This window comes from Streptomyces sp. NPDC007905 (genome assembly GCF_042959345.1).
Taxonomy (GTDB): domain Bacteria; phylum Actinomycetota; class Actinomycetes; order Streptomycetales; family Streptomycetaceae; genus Streptomyces.
Genome location: NZ_JBIBKS010000001.1, coordinates 608654 through 624343, shown reverse-complemented (window position 1 = coordinate 624343; position 15690 = coordinate 608654). Strand labels below are relative to the sequence as shown.

The 15690-nt window shown below is 71.8% G+C and carries 11 protein-coding genes and 1 pseudogene; 9 read left to right on the top strand and 3 right to left on the bottom strand.

Features of this window, described 5'->3' with window-relative positions; genetic code table 11:
• Positions 1 to 154: 154 nt before the first annotated feature.
• The gene (locus ACFZDC_RS03060) at positions 155 to 526 is read left to right on the top strand and encodes a hypothetical protein (RefSeq protein WP_391319591.1); all 372 of its coding nucleotides are present in this window, start codon (positions 155 to 157) and stop codon (positions 524 to 526) included.
• Positions 527 to 1044: 518 nt separating this feature from the next.
• Complete coding sequence (locus ACFZDC_RS03055; protein ID WP_391319590.1) at positions 1045 to 3876, top strand: tetratricopeptide repeat protein; 2832 nt, start codon at positions 1045 to 1047, stop codon at positions 3874 to 3876.
• Positions 3877 to 3997: 121 nt separating this feature from the next.
• Here the strand turns inward: ACFZDC_RS03055 and ACFZDC_RS03050 are convergent.
• Positions 3998 to 4102: pseudogene (locus tag ACFZDC_RS03050) on the bottom strand (IS5/IS1182 family transposase); the annotation flags it as partial.
• Between the two features lie 243 nt (positions 4103 to 4345).
• Here ACFZDC_RS03050 and panD point away from each other — a divergent pair.
• Together panD and ACFZDC_RS03040 are read left to right on the top strand one after the other, a co-directional pair.
• A complete protein-coding gene (panD, locus tag ACFZDC_RS03045; RefSeq protein ID WP_391319589.1) occupies positions 4346 to 4765 on the top strand; it encodes an aspartate 1-decarboxylase in 420 nt (139 codons plus the stop codon).
• Between the two features lie 32 nt (positions 4766 to 4797).
• Positions 4798 to 5142, top strand: a complete 345-nt coding sequence (locus ACFZDC_RS03040) for a GNAT family N-acetyltransferase (RefSeq protein WP_391319588.1) — start codon at positions 4798 to 4800, stop codon at positions 5140 to 5142.
• 534 nt (positions 5143 to 5676) lie between these two features.
• On the opposite strand, the gene gndA is transcribed toward ACFZDC_RS03040, so the two are convergent.
• Positions 5677 to 7116 (bottom strand): NADP-dependent phosphogluconate dehydrogenase, encoded by a 1440-nt coding sequence (gene gndA, locus ACFZDC_RS03035; protein ID WP_391319587.1) that lies wholly within the window; start codon positions 7114 to 7116, stop codon positions 5677 to 5679.
• Positions 7117 to 7398: 282 nt separating this feature from the next.
• Between gndA and ACFZDC_RS03030 the strand changes: the two genes are divergently transcribed.
• A complete protein-coding gene (locus ACFZDC_RS03030) occupies positions 7399 to 8577 on the top strand; it encodes a transglycosylase family protein (RefSeq protein WP_391319586.1) in 1179 nt (392 codons plus the stop codon).
• Here ACFZDC_RS03030 and ACFZDC_RS03025 read toward each other — a convergent pair.
• A complete protein-coding gene (locus ACFZDC_RS03025; protein ID WP_391319585.1) occupies positions 8567 to 9712 on the bottom strand; it encodes a DMT family transporter in 1146 nt (381 codons plus the stop codon). The two genes, ACFZDC_RS03030 and ACFZDC_RS03025, sit on opposite strands and share 11 nt — an antisense overlap.
• 177 nt (positions 9713 to 9889) lie before the next feature.
• Between ACFZDC_RS03025 and ACFZDC_RS03020 the strand changes: the two genes are divergently transcribed.
• The 4 genes from ACFZDC_RS03020 (at position 9890) to ACFZDC_RS03005 (ending at position 15632) form a co-directional block, all read left to right on the top strand.
• Positions 9890 to 10702: a (2Fe-2S)-binding protein gene (locus tag ACFZDC_RS03020; protein ID WP_391319584.1), complete on the top strand. Its 813-nt coding sequence runs from the start codon at positions 9890 to 9892 to the stop codon at positions 10700 to 10702.
• 40 nt (positions 10703 to 10742) lie between these two features.
• Entirely contained in the window at positions 10743 to 11915 is a 1173-nt protein-coding gene (gene glgA / locus ACFZDC_RS03015) for a glycogen synthase (RefSeq protein WP_391319583.1), read from the top strand.
• A 50-nt stretch (positions 11916 to 11965) separates the two neighbouring features.
• The gene (gene glgC / locus ACFZDC_RS03010) at positions 11966 to 13186 is read left to right on the top strand and encodes a glucose-1-phosphate adenylyltransferase (RefSeq protein WP_391319582.1); all 1221 of its coding nucleotides are present in this window, start codon (positions 11966 to 11968) and stop codon (positions 13184 to 13186) included.
• Positions 13187 to 13310: 124 nt separating this feature from the next.
• Entirely contained in the window at positions 13311 to 15632 is a 2322-nt protein-coding gene (locus ACFZDC_RS03005) for a GH92 family glycosyl hydrolase (protein WP_391319581.1), read from the top strand.
• Positions 15633 to 15690 lie beyond the last annotated feature (58 nt).

Below are 15690 nucleotides of genomic sequence, written 5' to 3'. Positions count from 1 at the left end.
AGCTCGAGGGCATCTTGAAGGTCGTCCCCACTTCCGCGGGGGTAGCTCGGTGTTGCGTGCCCACTGGTGAGCAGGGCAGCGGTCGTCCCCACTCCCGCGGGGGTAGCTCCCTCGCGTACGTCGGCATGGGGCACCGGCAGCACCCGCACGCCGTATGACAGCGCCGGCCCCGCACGGCACGGCCGAACCCCAGGTCCCTGTCAAGACCCGCTGGATGGCCAGGGACAGCTACCACCAGGCCCTCGCGGCCCACCAGGCCGCCCGGCCCGACCGGCACGTAGACGCAGCCATCGCGGAAGCGATCGAGTCGCGGACCCGCGCCCTGCGTGAACTCAGCTGGCACGCCTTCCCCGACCCGGACCCGAGCGACCAGCCCAGCGCGATCGAAGCCACCCGGGCACAGCGGCGCCGCCAGGTCGCAGCCATCGAGGCCGCTGCGCTGCGCCGGGCCCGGGCCGAACGCGCTCAGAGGGCCGGCCGTGAAACAGCGGCCGCGCAGCCGCCGGTAGTGCAGCGCACGGCGTAGTTGGCACCGTGCCGGAACCACGGTGCCCAGAAGACGCGTTTCTTGATATATCAGAAGCTGCACGGACAACACGCGGTGGTGAACCGTCGACGATATGGCGGCGGTCGGAGCGAGGGGGAGCCGTTGTGTCGCAGGGGTGGAAGATCACGATCACCGTGCTGGCCGTGGTCGGTGTTCTGTCCACACCGCTGATCTGGCTGCTGGACAGTCCTGGGGCGGGACAGCTGGCCGGGGCCACCGTTCAGGCCGCTGTCGGTATCGCTGCCTTGGTTTGGGCTCTGTTTCAGAGCTCGCCCTCTACCGGACCCACAGATAGGGCCGTCAGGACTGGCAAGGCCGGCCGCGGTGGCACCACCGGCATCCGGCGGCCCGGCGGCCGGGGACGTGGCTCGGCCGTGGCCGAACGGACGGGAGAGGCAAACGGCCCCGAATCCGTCTCCGGCATCGACTACACGGACTAGGCCGTACTCGTGGCGAAGGCATCATCAGGTACGTCAGGGGACAAGCCCGAGCCGCCAGTGACCGTGGCGGACACCGGCAACGCCGAGGCCGCCGGCGATGAGGTGGCCGTGACCGGCTACCGCGGCCCGGTCCTGGGAAGCGGCCCACCTCAGTTCCCCGCCTCAGTACGGCTGTCTCGTACCGGGGATGCGGTGGCCAACAACGGCGGAACCGCCATCAGCGGCTACGTTCACACGCTGACTGTGCAGCAGGCGCCGCGGGAGCCGGCCTCCTGGCCGCATCAGGTCGGTGTGATCCCGTCGCCCGCACGGTCCTTCCAGCACCGCGCCGAGGCAGCCCGGCTGCGGGCAGCGGTCGAGGGCGGGGGCACGGCAGTGCTGTCCCAGGTACTGACCGGGATGGGCGGGGTCGGCAAGACCCAGCTCGCCGCCGACTACGCCCGCACCGCCTGGAACGAGGATGGCCTGGACGTCCTGGTCTGGGTCACCGCCAGTGCCCAGTCGCCTGTGGTGAGCGGATACGCGCAGGCCGGCGTCGAACTGTGCCGGGCCGACCCCGACGATCCCGAACTCGCCGCGAAACAGTTCCTGGCCTGGCTGGTCCCCAAACCCGGGCAACGGCCGTGTCGGTGGCTGATCGTCCTGGACGACGTCACCGATCCCAGCGACCTCATCGTCCACCCGGACGACCCCGGCAACCGCTACAGTCTGTGGCCGCCCGCCAGCCCGCACGGCCGGGTACTGCTCACCACCCGCCGCCGCGACGCCGCCCTGTTCGGAGACGGCCGCCGCCGGATCGAGGTCGGCCTGTTCACCCCTGCCGAATCGGCCGCCTACCTCACCGAGGCCCTGGACGCCCAAGGCCGCACCGAGCCCGCCGACCAGCTCGCCGCCCTCGCCGACGACCTCGGGCACCTGCCCCTGGCCCTGGCCCAGGCTGCCGCCTATCTCATCGACTCCGGCGAGACTGCAGTCACCTACCGCAACCTGCTGGCCGACCGCGCCACTAAACTTACCGACCTCGCCCCCGACTCCCTGCCCGACGAGCAGGCCACGGCCCTCGCCGCCGCCTGGTCCCTTTCCATCGAACGCGCCGACGCGCTGCGCCCCGCCGGCCTGGCCCGGCCCATGCTCCACCTGGCCGCCATGCTCGACGCCAACGGCATACCACAACCCGTCCTGACCGGCGAGACCGCCCGCGCTCACCTCGCCGCACACCGCACCGCAGGCGGCCCCGCCTCGGAATTGGCACCCGTCTCCCCCTCGGATGCGGTACGCGCCCTGCGGGCACTGGACCGGCTCAGTCTCATCGACCATCAAGCGGACACCCCCCATCAGACCGTTCGCATCCACCAACTCATCCAGCGCGCCACCCGCGACACCCACACTCCCCATCAGAACGATCAGGCCGCACGCACCGCCGCCGATGCTCTGGTCGCGGCCTGGCCTGAGATCGAACGCGACACCGACCTCGCCCAAACCCTGCGTGCCAACGCCGCCGCTCTCACTGGCCACGCTGAAGACGTCCTGTACGAGTTCGACGGTGTCCATGCGGTGCTTGTCCGCGCCGGCGCCAGCCTGGGCGAGACCGGCCAAGTAGCCGCCGCCGTCGAGTATTTCCAGCGCATCGCTGGTGTCGCCCACGGCCGTCTGGGGCCGGATCACCCCCATACCCTCGCTGTCCGGGGCGAACTCGTGCGCTGGCGGGGAGAGGCGGGGGATGCTGCCGGAGCAGCAGAGGCCTCCGCCGAGCTGCTGGAGCACATGGAGCGAGTGCTCGGCAATGAGCACGTCTTTACCTTCAGCATCCGTAGCAATGTCGCCCGCTTTCGAGGTGAGGCGGGGGATGCAGCGGGAGCCGCGGATTCCCTTACCGGACTCCTCGCCGACCAGGTACGGGTGCTGGGGGATGAGCACCCTCATACCTTCGCTGTCCGGGGCGAACTCGTGCGCTGGCGATGGAAGGCGGGGGATGCTGCCGGAGCAATGGCCGCCTCCGCCGAGCTGCTGGAGCACGTGGAGCGAGTACTCGGCAATGAGCACGTCGCCACCCTCAACACTCGTGGCAATATCGCCTGCTTTCGAGGTGAGGCGGGGGATGCGGATGGAGCAGTGGCCGCCTTCGCCGAGCTCCTCACCGACCAGGTGCGGGTACTGGGCGGTGATCACCCCGACACTCTCACCACCCGGCATAATCTCGCCTGCTTTCGAGGTGAGGCGGGGGATGCGGATGGAGCAGCGGCCGCCTTCGCCGAGCTCCTCACCGACCGGGTGCGGGTACTGGGCGATGACCACCCCTCCACCCTCACCACCCGTGGCAATATTGCCTACTGGCGGGGGAAGGCGGGGGATGCGGATGGAGCAGCGGCCGCCTTCGCCGAGCTCCTCACCGACCGGGTGCGGGTACTGGGCGATCACCATCCCGACACCATCGCCACCCGGCGCTTTGTCGCCCGCTGGCGCGGAAGGGCGGGGGATGCGGCCGGAGCGGCGGCTGCCTACACCGAGCTGGTGGAGCACATAGTGCGGGTGTTGGGCCCGGACCACCCCGACACTCTCACCGCCCGTGGCAATATTGCCTACTGGCGGGGGCAGGCGGGGGATCCTGCCGGAGCAGCGGCCGCCTTCGCCGAGCTCCTCACCGACCGGGTGCGGGTACTGGGCGATGACCACCCCTCCGCCCTCACCACCCGGCACAATCTCGCCTGGTGCCAGGGTGAGGCGGGGGATGCTGCCGGAGCAGCGGCCGCCTTCGCCGAGCTCCTCGCCGACCGGGTGCGGGTACTGGGCGATGACCACCCCGACACCATCGCCACCTGGCCCTGTGCCGCCTACTGGCGGGGGATGCACCTGTTGATGAATCGACCGATTGATGAGCAAGATCAGTAAACGGCGGCGCCGGCCGGATCGGCATCGGATCATGTCCATAAAACGGTGTCCGAGCTTCTGTCCGGCCGCGCGGAAGGCGCTCCGAGCTGGTGTCCGGGGCTCCCATGCCTAAGACCGTGTCCTACGTGGTGAGGCGGACGAGTTGCTTGTAGCAGCACAGGGCGGCGGCGAGTCCGAGAAAGGCCAGGTAGTTGCGGGGGTTGCGCTCCAGACCGCCCGAGTGACGGTCATCACGAATGCCCCTGAGAGGGTGCTGCGTAGGCTTGTGCCGTCGTCGCGATGGGGGACGGTGACGCGCGAAACCCTCATCCCGTCGCTTGACGGCGCGTCAGAAAAGTCAGCAAGTGGTCAGCATGAGTCCTGAAAAACCTGGGGAAAGCTGCCCGGACGTGCGACTCGTTGTAGGGTGTGAAAACAGCCCTTGACCTGCAAAAACGCAGGCAGGGAGCCTACTTGTGGGAGTGCCTCGATGTTGCGTACCATGTTCAAGTCCAAGATCCACCGCGCCACCGTCACCCAGGCCGACCTGCACTACGTGGGCTCGGTGACCATCGACGCCGACCTGCTGGACGCCGCCGACCTGCTGCCCGGCGAGCTCGTGCACATCGTGGACATCACCAACGGCGCCCGCCTGGAGACGTACGTCATCGAGGGCGAGCGCGGATCCGGGGTCGTCGGGATCAACGGGGCGGCCGCCCATCTCGTGCACCCCGGAGACCTGGTGATCATCATCAGTTACGCTCAGGTGACCGACGCCGAGGCACGGGCGCTCCGGCCCCGGGTCGTGCACGTCGACGCCGGCAACCGGATCGTGGAGCTCGGTGCCGACCCGTCCGCGCCGGTGCCCGGCACGGACCAGGAGCGCAGCCCGCAGGCCGTACCGGCCTGACCGGCGGACGACGACCAGGAGCGTGCGTGCCCATGAGTGACATCGAAATCCGCGACGACCGGGCGGCGGGCCGCCTGGAGGCCGTCGCCGAAGGCGAAGTCGTCGGCCACATCGAGTACTTCGTGCTCGAGTCGCCCGCGCGCGCCCTGGTCCCGGTCCACACCGTCGTGGAGCCCGCCCACGAGGGCAAGGGCATCGCCGGCTCCCTGGCCCGTGAGCTGTACGCCGTGGCCGAGCGCGAGGGCATCCCGGTGGCTCCGCTGTGCCCGTACGTCGTCAAGTGGGCCGAACGTCACCCCGCCGTGGCCCCGCCGGCCGACCCGGAGCTCCTCGCGGTCGCGAAGGACTGGCTGCGGGCCCACCCCGGGCGGTTCTGACCAGTGCGGTGCGGGGGCGGGCCTCGTCGGCCACCCCCGCACGCCCACCTGGGCCCGTTCCGTGCCGCCCTCGGGTGAGTGGCGGAGCGGCCCTCGGGTAGGCGGGGGAGTAGTCCAGAGGCGACGTCCAGCGACTGCCCGGAGGACACCGATGACGAACCCGTACCCCGACCCCGCCCCGCCGGGACCGCCCCCGGGCCCGGGGCCGACGCCACCCGACCCCTACCCCACGCCGGTCCCGACTCCCGAGCCGGGCCCGGAGCCCTCGCCACCCCCGCCGGGGCCCGACCCGACACCGCCGCCGACGCCCCCCGCCCCGGGTCCCCCGGAGCCCTCACCGTCCCCGATCCCGCCGGGTCCTGAGCCCACACCGAACCCGGAACCCGGCCCGCCTCTTCAGCTGACGAGCTGAAAAGCCGAGGACATGGGGAGGGGGCGACGCCTTCACGGGGGCGCGGGGAACTGCGCGATCCGCCACGGCGCACCCGTACGCGGGTCGCGTCCGTTCCCCCGCCCCACCAGGCGCACGGAAACCTAGGCCGAGACCTCCGACCGGTCCCCACCCCACAGCGTGTGGAACGACCCCTCACGGTCCGTCCGACGATACGTGTGCGCCCCGAAGAAGTCCCGCTGCCCCTGCGTCAAAGCCGCCGGCAGGCGTTCCGCGCGCAGCGCGTCGTAGTACGCGAGCGCCGCCGCGAACCCGGGCGTCGGCACCCCCTGCCGGGTCGCCGCGACCACCACCTCGCGCCAGTCGTCCTGCGCGGCGGCGATCTCCTGGGCGAACGTCTCGTCCGACAGCAGGCTCGGCAGGTCGGCCCGGGCGTCGTACGCGGCGCGGATGCGGTCCAGGAAGGCCGCGCGGATGATGCAGCCCCCGCGCCAGATGGCGGAGACGGCGCCGAGGTCGATGTCCCAGCCGTACTCCTCGCTGCCCGCGGCGAGCTCGTGGAAGCCCTGGGTGTACGACACGATCTTGGACGCGTACAGCGCCTGCTCCACCCGGTCCGCGAACGCGGCGGCCTCCGCCTCGCCGAGCGGGGTCGGCCTCGGTCCGGCGAGGCCCCGCGAGGCCTCCCGCAGCCCCGCGTGGCCGGAGAGGGAGCGGGCGAAGACCGCCTCCGCGATGCCGGAGACCGGGACGCCGAGGTCGAGCGCGATCTGGACCGTCCAGCGGCCGGTGCCCTTCTGCTCGGCCTGGTCGACCACCACGTCCACGAACGGCTTGCCCGTCGCCTCGTCCACGTGGGACAGGACCTCGGCCGTGATCTCGATCAGATAGGAGTCCAGCCGGCCCGTGTTCCAGGTGCGGAAGATGTCCGCGATCTGCGCGGGGGAGTATCCGGCGACGTCGCGCAGCAGCTGGTAGGCCTCGCCGATCAGCTGCATGTCGGCGTACTCGATGCCGTTGTGGACCATCTTCACGAAGTGCCCGGCACCATCGGGACCGCAGTGCGTCACACAGGGCGCGCCGTCCGCCGCCTTCGCGGAGATCTTCTCCAGCATCGGGCCGAGGGACCGGTACGACTCCTTCGAACCGCCCGGCATGATGCTCGGCCCGTGCAGCGCGCCCTCCTCGCCGCCGGAGATGCCCGTGCCGACGAAGTGGAGGCCCCGCTCGCGCAGCTCCCGCTCCCGGCGCCGGGTGTCGGCGAAGTGCGCGTTGCCGCCGTCGATGATCATGTCACCGGGTTCCAGCAGCGGCGCGAACTCCTCGATCACCGCGTCCGTCGGCTCGCCGGCCTTGACCATGATCACAAGCCGGCGCGGGCGTTCCAGCGCCGCCACGAACTCCTCGGCGGTCTCGGTCCCGATGAAGTCGCCCTCGTGCCCGAACTCCTCCACCAGCGCCTTCGTCCGCGAGACCGTACGGTTGTGCACGGCGACCGCGTAGCCGTTGCGCGCGAAGTTCCGGGCGAGGTTGCGGCCCATGACCGCGAGTCCCGTGACGCCGATCTGCGCTGAAGTGCTCATACCGCCTGCTCCCTAACTGCCTCGTGACTACGGCCCCGTCAGTACGGACCCGCGCCCATCCTGACGTGCCGCTACGGCGAGCGCACATCCGACCCGCCACGTTTGTTTACGGACGGAGGACGCCCGTTGCCTCAGCATGGCGGCCGCTCGCGGCCGGTCCCGTCGAGGAGCGCCCCTTCCCGGCCACTTGGACGGGTCGAGAGGCTGATTTCCCGTCTTGTCATGGCCCGTTCGCCGCGCTTACTTTTGCCGCTCCTGACGCATGCCGAGGGGATTTCGGACATGGCCGTACGCGGCCGGCATCGCCGGTACCAGCCGAACAGGATCAACCGCGCCTCGCTCACCGTCACGGCGGGCGGCGCCGGCCTCGCGATCCCGCTGGTCGCCGTCGGCACCGCCGACGCGGCCGACGCGTCCACCTGGAACAAGGTCGCCGCCTGCGAGTCCAGCGGCAACTGGAGCATCAACACCGGCAACGGCTACTACGGCGGACTGCAGTTCACCCAGTCCACCTGGGAGGCGTACGGGGGCACCCGGTACGCCCCGCGCGCCGACCTCGCCACCAGGGACCAGCAGATCGCCGTCGCCGAGAAGGTCATGGACGGTCAGGGGCCCGGCGCCTGGCCGGTGTGCTCGGTGCGGGCCGGCCTGACCCGGGGCGGCGGCGGCCCGGACGTGCACACGGAGAGCACCGCCACACGCCCGGTGCAGACCGGCTCGGTGCGGGACGTACAGCCGCAGACGACGCCGCAGTCCCGCGCCGGCAGGGCCGAGATGTACACGGTGGTGCACGGCGACACGCTCTCCGGCATCGCCGGCGAACACCACGTCCAGGGCGGCTGGCGACGGCTGTACGCGGGCAACCGCGCCGCCATCGGCCCCGACCCCGACCTGATCCTGCCGGGCCAGCGACTCAGCCTGCGCGCCACCGCCTCCCCGGCGTCCGACACGCACACCGGCAGCAAGCCCAAGTCCCCGAAGCGGAAGACCCCTTCGGAGAAGACGAGGACGCCTTCGGGGAGGAAGACCCCTCAGCACCCGACGTCCACCGGCGGCCACTCGCTCGTCGCCCCGGTGAACGCCGCCATCGGCACCGGGTACCACGTGGCCGGGTCGCACTGGTCGAAGGGCTACCACACCGGCGTCGACTTCCTCGTGCCGACCGGCACCTCCGTCCGGGCGGCGGCGGCCGGGCACGTGGTCGCCGCTGGCTGGGGAGGCTCCTACGGCTACCAGGTGGTGATCCGGCACGCGAACGGGCGCTACACCCAGTACGGCCACCTGTCCGCCATCTCCGTGCGCGTCGGCCAGAGCGTGTCCGCGGGCCAGCGCATCGGCCGGTCCGGGGCCACCGGAAACGTCACGGGCCCGCATCTGCACTTCGAGGTGCGGACGGGCCCGGGCTTCGGTTCGGACATCGACCCGATCGCCTATCTCCGGGCCGGCGGCGTCAGGATCTGATCCGCGTGCGGTGCCGGTCCAGCACGGGCAACGGCACATAGAGGCTCGCGGACAGCGGGGTGTACGCCGCCGGGAGGGCGCAGGCGGCAGCCGCCGCGCCCTCCGCCGGCACCGGTTCGGCCAGCGCTTCCATGGCCCGCGTCGGCACCGGTTCGGCCAGCGCCTCCATGGCCCGCGTCGGCACAGGTTCGGCCCGCACTTCCACGGCCTGCCCGACCCGCTCTTCGGCGTTCGCCGACGCCGTCCGCTGCTGGGGCAGGGCCGCCAGCGGCTCACCGGCGCCGGACCCGGTCGCCGGAGCCGGGGCGGGCTCGAGCCGCTCCGTCGTCAGCAGGATCAGGCCGCCCGCGGCCACCACACCGCAGCCCAGGGCGAGCACGGTGCCCGTGGTGGCGTAGCGGAACGTCTCGCCGAACATCATGATGCCGACCGCGGCGGCCAGCACCGGGTTGACCACGGTGAGCGTGGCCAGCGGTGCGGCCAGGCCGCCGCCCCCGTAGGACGCCTGGGAGAGCAGAACGCCGGCGGTGGCGAACACGCCGATCACCGCGAAGGAGGGCAGATCGCCGAGACCGATCCCGCTGTCCCAGTCGACCGCGACCGTCTTGGTGAACACCGACGACATGCCGAAGGCTATGCCGGAGGCGGTGGCCAGCAGCACGCTGCGCACGGCCGGGTGCCGGTGCACGGCCAGGCCGGCGATCATCAGCGCCACGACCGCCCCGCCGGTGACCAGCGCGACGGCCACCCGCTGGGCCGCGTCGAGGGAGTGCGTGCCGGTGGAGCCGACCAGGGACAGCAGGCCGGCGAGGCCCATCGTGGCCATGACGGCGCCCCGCCAGGCGGTCGCCCCGGCCCTGCTGCCGACGAACAGCGCCGCCAGGGGCAGGGCGAAGACGATGGTCAGCGCGCCCAGCGGCTGTACGAGGCTGAGCGGGCCGTAGGCCAGCGCCACGACGTGCAGCACGCCGCCGAGCCCGTTCAGGCCCAGTGCCACCCACCAGCCGGCCCGGCGCAGCGGCATGTACGAGCCGCCGGGGGAGGACACCGCGACCTGCTCCTGCACGATCGCCCCGCCCGCGTACGCGACAGCGGACACGAACGACAGGATCACGGACAACGCGAGGGCGCTCATCGGCAGTTCCTCCGCGTGAGGCAGGACCTCTGAGCCCGGCGCGGCGTACGGTCGGCTTCCATGGTCAACACTCTGCCCGCCCGGACTCTTCCCGTCGTCGTACCTGAGCACGCAATGGGTCCTACTACCGATGGAGTACAGCGGCCGCCCGCTCATCCCCAAGGGGGGTGAGCGGGGATGGGGACCCCGGCTCCCGAGCCACGGTCGGGCCTGGTACAGATGCTGCTCGTGGACCCCGACCCGGATCTCGCCGCTCTCCGCCCGCTCGGCGGCTTCTTCGTCCTGCGCACCACCACAAGTACCACCACAGCGACGGCGGGGCGGGCTTCCGCACCCCTGCCGACCCTCGCCGAGACCTACGAGACAGTGACATCGGACGGTCACCGCAATGCGCTGACGTTGCGTGTGGCCACGGTCGCGCGCCGGCTCCGCACCTCCGAGCCGCGTGTTTCCGCCTCCATCGCCCACCAGGGCCTTGCCGCCCGCCTGTGGTCCACGGCCCTGGCGTGCGCCGCCCTGTACGGCCGACCGCCCGACCTCGGCGCCGGGCTGCTGCGCTGGGACTGCGCCGCCCCCGCCCCGGACGACCTGTGGCTGACCGGGGTCCGACCGCTCTCCGGGGACTCGGCCACACTCGCGGACACCGTCCTGCACGGCCACCTCCACCCCCTAGGGGAAGCCCTGAGGGCCCGTTACGGTGTCGCGCCCGGCCTGCTGTGGGGCAACGCCGGCTCGGCGCTCGCCGGCGCGGCCCGCGAACTGGACCGCTGGGCACGCACCAACGGCCGTACCGACGTGGCGGACCGCGCCCGCGCCCTCACCGACGACCTCTTCGCCCACCCGCTCCTGCGCACCACCGGCACCCGCACCGGAACGGCGTTCCGTCGTCGCAGCTGCTGCCTGTACTACCGGGTCCCCGGCGGCGGAGTCTGCGGCGACTGCTGCTTCACCCGCCCACCGCGCTCTTCCCCGGCGGCCGCATCTGGGTGACCATGAAGGGAACCTGCCGACGAGACCAGGGGGTTGTCGGGTGCGTGTGGGACTGCTGACCCGGGAGTACCCCCCGGATGTGTACGGTGGCGCGGGTGTCCATGTGGAGTTCCTCGCCAGGGAGTTGAGCTCCCTGGTGGACCTCGAGGTGCACTGCTGGGGCGAGGGCCGCGGCGTCGGCGTCGTACGCCACCGCCCCTGGTCCGCCCTCGACGGCTCCAACGACGCCCTGCGCACCTTCTCCGTGGACCTCTCCATCGCGGCCGCCCTCGAAGGCCGCGAACTCGTCCATTCCCACACCTGGTACGCCAATCTCGCCGGCCACCTCGCCAAGCTCCTGTACGGCATCCCGCACGTGGTGACCGCCCACTCGCTGGAGCCCCTGCGCCCCTGGAAGGCCGAGCAACTGGGCGGCGGGTACGCGCTGTCGAGCTGGACGGAGCGCACGGCGATCGAGGCCGCGGACGCGGTGATCGCCGTGTCGGGCGCCATGCGCGAGGACATCCTCGGCTGCTACCCGGCACTGGACCCGGCGCGGGTGCACGTCGTGCACAACGGCATCGACACCACCCTGTACCGCCCGGACCACGGCACCGACGCCCTCACCCGCCACGGCATCGACCCGACCCGCCCGTACCTGCTGTTCGTCGGCCGGATCACCCGCCAGAAGGGCGTGCCCCATCTGCTGCGCGCGGTACGGGACGTCGACCCGGGCGCTCAGGTGGTGCTGTGCGCGGGCGCGCCCGACACCCCCGAGATCGACCGCGAGTTCCGGGAGCTGTACGAGCAGCTGAGCCGGGTCCGCGAGGGCGTGTTCTGGATCCCGCAGATGCTGCCACGCGCCGACGTGATCCAACTTCTCACGAACGCGGCCGTGTTCGTCTGCCCCTCGGTGTACGAACCCCTCGGCATCGTCAACCTGGAGGCGATGGCCTGCGGCACACCGGTCGTCGCCTCCCGCGTCGGCGGGATCCCCGAGGTCGTGGACGACGGCCGAACGGGTCTCCTGGTCGACGCCGACGCCGACGGCGACGCCGACGCCGGCGACTTCGAGGCGAACCTCGCCCGGGCGCTTGACTCCGTGCTCGGCGATCCGGACGCGGCCCGGCGGATGGGGGAGGCCGGACGGGAGCGCGCGGTCGGCGAGTTCGGCTGGGACGCGGTGGCCCGGCGCACGGCCGGGCTGTACGAGGAGATCCTCAAGCAGGCTTAGTCCCGTGTCCTCGGGGCATCCATGGTTCAACCAGGGTGAGGGGAGCGGCCATGCGTCGTGGTGGGCCTTCGGTGCTCGGGATCGTACTGGCGGGCGGGGAGGGCAAGCGGCTGATGCCGCTCACCGCGGACCGGGCCAAACCAGCGGTCACCTTCGGCGGCACCTACCGGCTCGTCGACTTCGTCCTGTCGAACCTCGTCAACGCCGACGTCCTGCGCATCTGCGTGCTGACCCAGTACAAGTCGCACTCGCTGGACCGGCACATCACCACCACCTGGCGGATGTCCAGCCTGCTCGGCAACTACGTCACCCCGGTCCCGGCACAGCAGCGCCTCGGCCCGCGCTGGTACCTGGGCAGCGCCGACGCGATCCTGCAGTCCCTGAACCTCGTGCACGACGAACAGCCCGAGTACGTGGCCGTGTTCGGCGCCGACCACGTCTACCGCATGGACCCGCGGCAGATGCTCCAGCAGCACATCGAGGGCGGCGCCGGGGTGACGGTGGCCGGCATCCGCGTGCCGCGCTCGGAGTCCTCCTCCTTCGGCGTGATCACGCCGGGTTCGGACGGCCGCGGCGTCGAGCGCTTCCTGGAGAAGCCCGCGGATCCGCCCGGACTCGCGGACGACCCCGAGTGCGTGTTCGCCTCGATGGGCAACTACATCTTCACCACCAAGGCGCTCATCGAGGCGCTGCAACGCGACGCCGAGGACGAGCAGTCGGTGCACGACATGGGCGGGTCGATCCTGCCCCAGCTCACCGCGCGCGGCCAGGCACAGCTGTACGACTTCAGCGACAACCACGTGCCCGGCGAGACCAGCCGGGACCAGGGCTACTGGCGGGACGTCGGCACCCTGGACGCCTACTACGAGGCGCACATGGACCTGATCGCCGAGCGCCCCGTCTTCAACCTCTACAACCGCCAGTGGCCCGTCTACACCCACTCCTGCCAGCTCTCCCCGGCCCGCTTCAACGCGGGCGGCATCGCGAGCGAGTCCATCATCAGCGCGGGCTGCCTGATCCGCGGTCAGGTCACCCGGTCCGTGCTCTCGCCCGGCGTACGGGTCGACCCGGGCGCGGTCGTGCAGGGTTCGGTGCTGCACGACAACGTGCGCATCGGCCGGGGCGCGGTCGTCCGCGGTGCCGTTCTGGACAAGAACGTCGAGGTGCCGCCCGGGGCGACGATCGGCGTCAACCCGGAGCGGGACGCGGAGCTGTACACCGTCTCCAAGGGCGGCGTGATCGCCCTGGGGAAGGGGCAGCGGGTCTCCTGACGGACACCCCGTCAGACGGCCCCCGCGCGACGCGTTTGGCATTACCTTCCCGGAATGCCCGGGTTCGCATCGTTCGCCCGCCACGATGCAGGCAACGATGTCGAACCTTCGGAGGTCATCCGACATGAGAGGGACCCGGCGCACGCGGCTGTGCCTGGCCGGGGTGATGGCAGCGTCCGCGCTGATCGCCACCCCCGCCGCACGGGCCGCCGAGCGGACCGACGGCCACCTCACCGATCTGGTCAACCCCTTCATCGGGAGCCAGAACGAGGGCAACACCTTTCCCGGCGCGGCCGTGCCCTTCGGCATGGTGCAGCTCTCCCCGGACACCGGGCACCGCACCGGCTACGACTACACGCAGAACCGCATCCGCGGCTTCTCCCTGGTCCATCTCTCGGGCGTCGGCTGCCGGATCGGCGGCGATCTGCCCGTGCTGCCCACCACGGGCGACGTCACGCAGACGGACTACGCCCGGTACGCCGCGGGCTTCTCGCACGCCGACGAGGAGGCGAGCCCCGGCTACTACCGCGTCGGCCTCGACTCCGGCATCCGCGCCGAGCTGACCGCGACGAAGCGCACCGGGGTGCAGCGCTACACCTTCCCGGCCACCGACAGGGCCAACGTCCTGCTGAACGCGGCCCAGGCCCTGCACAAGCCGGTCACCAGCGCGGTCGAGATCCTCGACGACCACACCGTGCGCACCGAGATCACCGGCCACGGCTTCTGCCGCGACACCGGTCCCTACACCGTCTACACGATCACCCGCTTCAGCCGGCCGTTCACCGCCTACGGCACCTGGGACGGCTCGGCGGTCACCCCGGGCGCCCGCACCGGCCGCGCCGGCGCCTACGTCCGTTTCGACACGAGGCGGGACCGTACCGTCGAGGCGACCACCGCCCTGTCGTACGTCGACGCGCGGGGCGCCGCCGTCAACCTGCGCGCCGAACACGGCCGGTCCTTCGACGCGGTGCGGCACCGGGCCCGCGAGGAGTGGGAGCGGCGGCTCGCCGCCGTCCGCGTCCGGGGCGGTGGCCCGACCCTGCGCCGCACCTTCTACTCGTCGCTGTACCGCTCGTTCCTCGCGCCCAACATCGGCAGCGACGCGGACGGCCGCTACACCGGCTGGGACCGCCGCGTGCACCGCGCGGAGCGGTTCACGTACTACCAGAACTGGTCGCTGTGGGACACCTACCGCACCCAGGCCCAGCTCCTCGCCCTGCTCGCGCCGCGCGAGGCCCGCGACATGGCCCTGTCGGTGGTGAAGGTGGACGAGGACGGGGGCTGGCTGCCCAAGTGGGGCTACGGGCCGGTCGAGACGAACGTCATGAGCGGCGACCCGGTCACCCCGTTCCTGACCACCGCCTACCAGATGGGCCTGCTCAGGGGGTTCGAGGAGCGGGCCTACCGGGCGCTGCGGAAGAACGCCGACGGGGTGCCGCCCGCCGGCTACCCGGGCATCGGCCGGGAGGCCAACGCCGAGTACATCGCGCACGGCTTCGCCCCGTACGTCAAGGACCGCCCGTTGGCCAAGATGGGCGACTCCGACTACCACCACGGCGCCTCCGTCACCCTGGAGTACGCCCTCGCCGACGCCGTGCTCGCCCAGATGGCCCGCGGCCTCGGCCACGAGGGCGACGCGGCCCGCTATGCCGCCCGGGCCCGGAACTACCGGACCATCTTCGACCCGTCGACCGGCTTCTTCCGAGCCCGGGACGCCTCCGGTGCCTTCACCGGCCCGCCCGACCCGGCCCGCGGCACCGGCTTCCACGAGGGCACCGCCTGGCAGTACCAGTGGCTGGTCCCGCAGGACCTGCCCGGCATGATCGGCCTGATCGGCGGTGCGCGCGCGGCCAACGACCGCCTGGACTCCTTCTTCGCCTACGACCGGCTGCTGGCGGACCCCGAGCGGACCGCCCGCGAGGTGTGGGTGCACGGGGACGCCTACGACTTCTACAACGCCGACAAGTACAACCCGATGAACGAGCCCGACCTCACCGCGCCCTACACGTACCTCGCCACCGGCCAGCCCTGGAAGACCACGGACGTGGTCCACGCGGCGCTGACCCTCTTCACCGACGGTCCCACCGGCATGACCGGCAACGACGACCTCGGCACCATGTCCGCCTGGAACGTGCTGTCGTCGATCGGGCTCTTCCCGATCCAGCCCGGCTACGACACCTGGGGCCTGTCCACCCCGGTCTTCGACCGCGTCGACCTCACCCTCGACCGCCGCTTCTGGCCGGGCGGCAGGCTCACGGTCACCGCGCCCGGCACCTCGGCCGCCGACCGCTACGTCCAGGCCGTCCGCACGGACGGGACGCCGCACTCGCGGACCTATCTGACGACCGGCGCGCTGCGCTCCCTGCGCAGGCTCTCGTTCACGGTCGGCCCGCGCCCGTCCGAGTGGGGTACGTCACCCCAGGCGGCACCACCGGTACTGAAGTGACCTCAGGAGTCTCATGTCTCCCACCCCTCTGGGAGGGGCGGGACTTAATCTGCCGTTA

Excerpts from the sequence above, each read along its gene's own strand:
- glgC (WP_391319582.1), top strand. The coding sequence starts at position 11,966 with ATGCGTCGTGGTGGGCCTTCGGTGCTCGGGATCGTACTGGCGGGCGGG.
- ACFZDC_RS03040 (WP_391319588.1), top strand. The coding sequence starts at position 4,798 with ATGAGTGACATCGAAATCCGCGACGACCGGGCGGCGGGCCGCCTGGAG.
- ACFZDC_RS03020 (WP_391319584.1), top strand. The coding sequence starts at position 9,890 with ATGGGGACCCCGGCTCCCGAGCCACGGTCGGGCCTGGTACAGATGCTG.
- panD (WP_391319589.1), top strand. The coding sequence starts at position 4,346 with ATGTTGCGTACCATGTTCAAGTCCAAGATCCACCGCGCCACCGTCACC.
- ACFZDC_RS03025 (WP_391319585.1), bottom strand. The coding sequence starts at position 9,712 with ATGAGCGCCCTCGCGTTGTCCGTGATCCTGTCGTTCGTGTCCGCTGTC.
- ACFZDC_RS03005 (WP_391319581.1), top strand. The coding sequence starts at position 13,311 with ATGAGAGGGACCCGGCGCACGCGGCTGTGCCTGGCCGGGGTGATGGCA.
- ACFZDC_RS03030 (WP_391319586.1), top strand. The coding sequence starts at position 7,399 with ATGGCCGTACGCGGCCGGCATCGCCGGTACCAGCCGAACAGGATCAAC.
- gndA (WP_391319587.1), bottom strand. The coding sequence starts at position 7,116 with ATGAGCACTTCAGCGCAGATCGGCGTCACGGGACTCGCGGTCATGGGC.
- ACFZDC_RS03060 (WP_391319591.1), top strand. The coding sequence starts at position 155 with ATGACAGCGCCGGCCCCGCACGGCACGGCCGAACCCCAGGTCCCTGTC.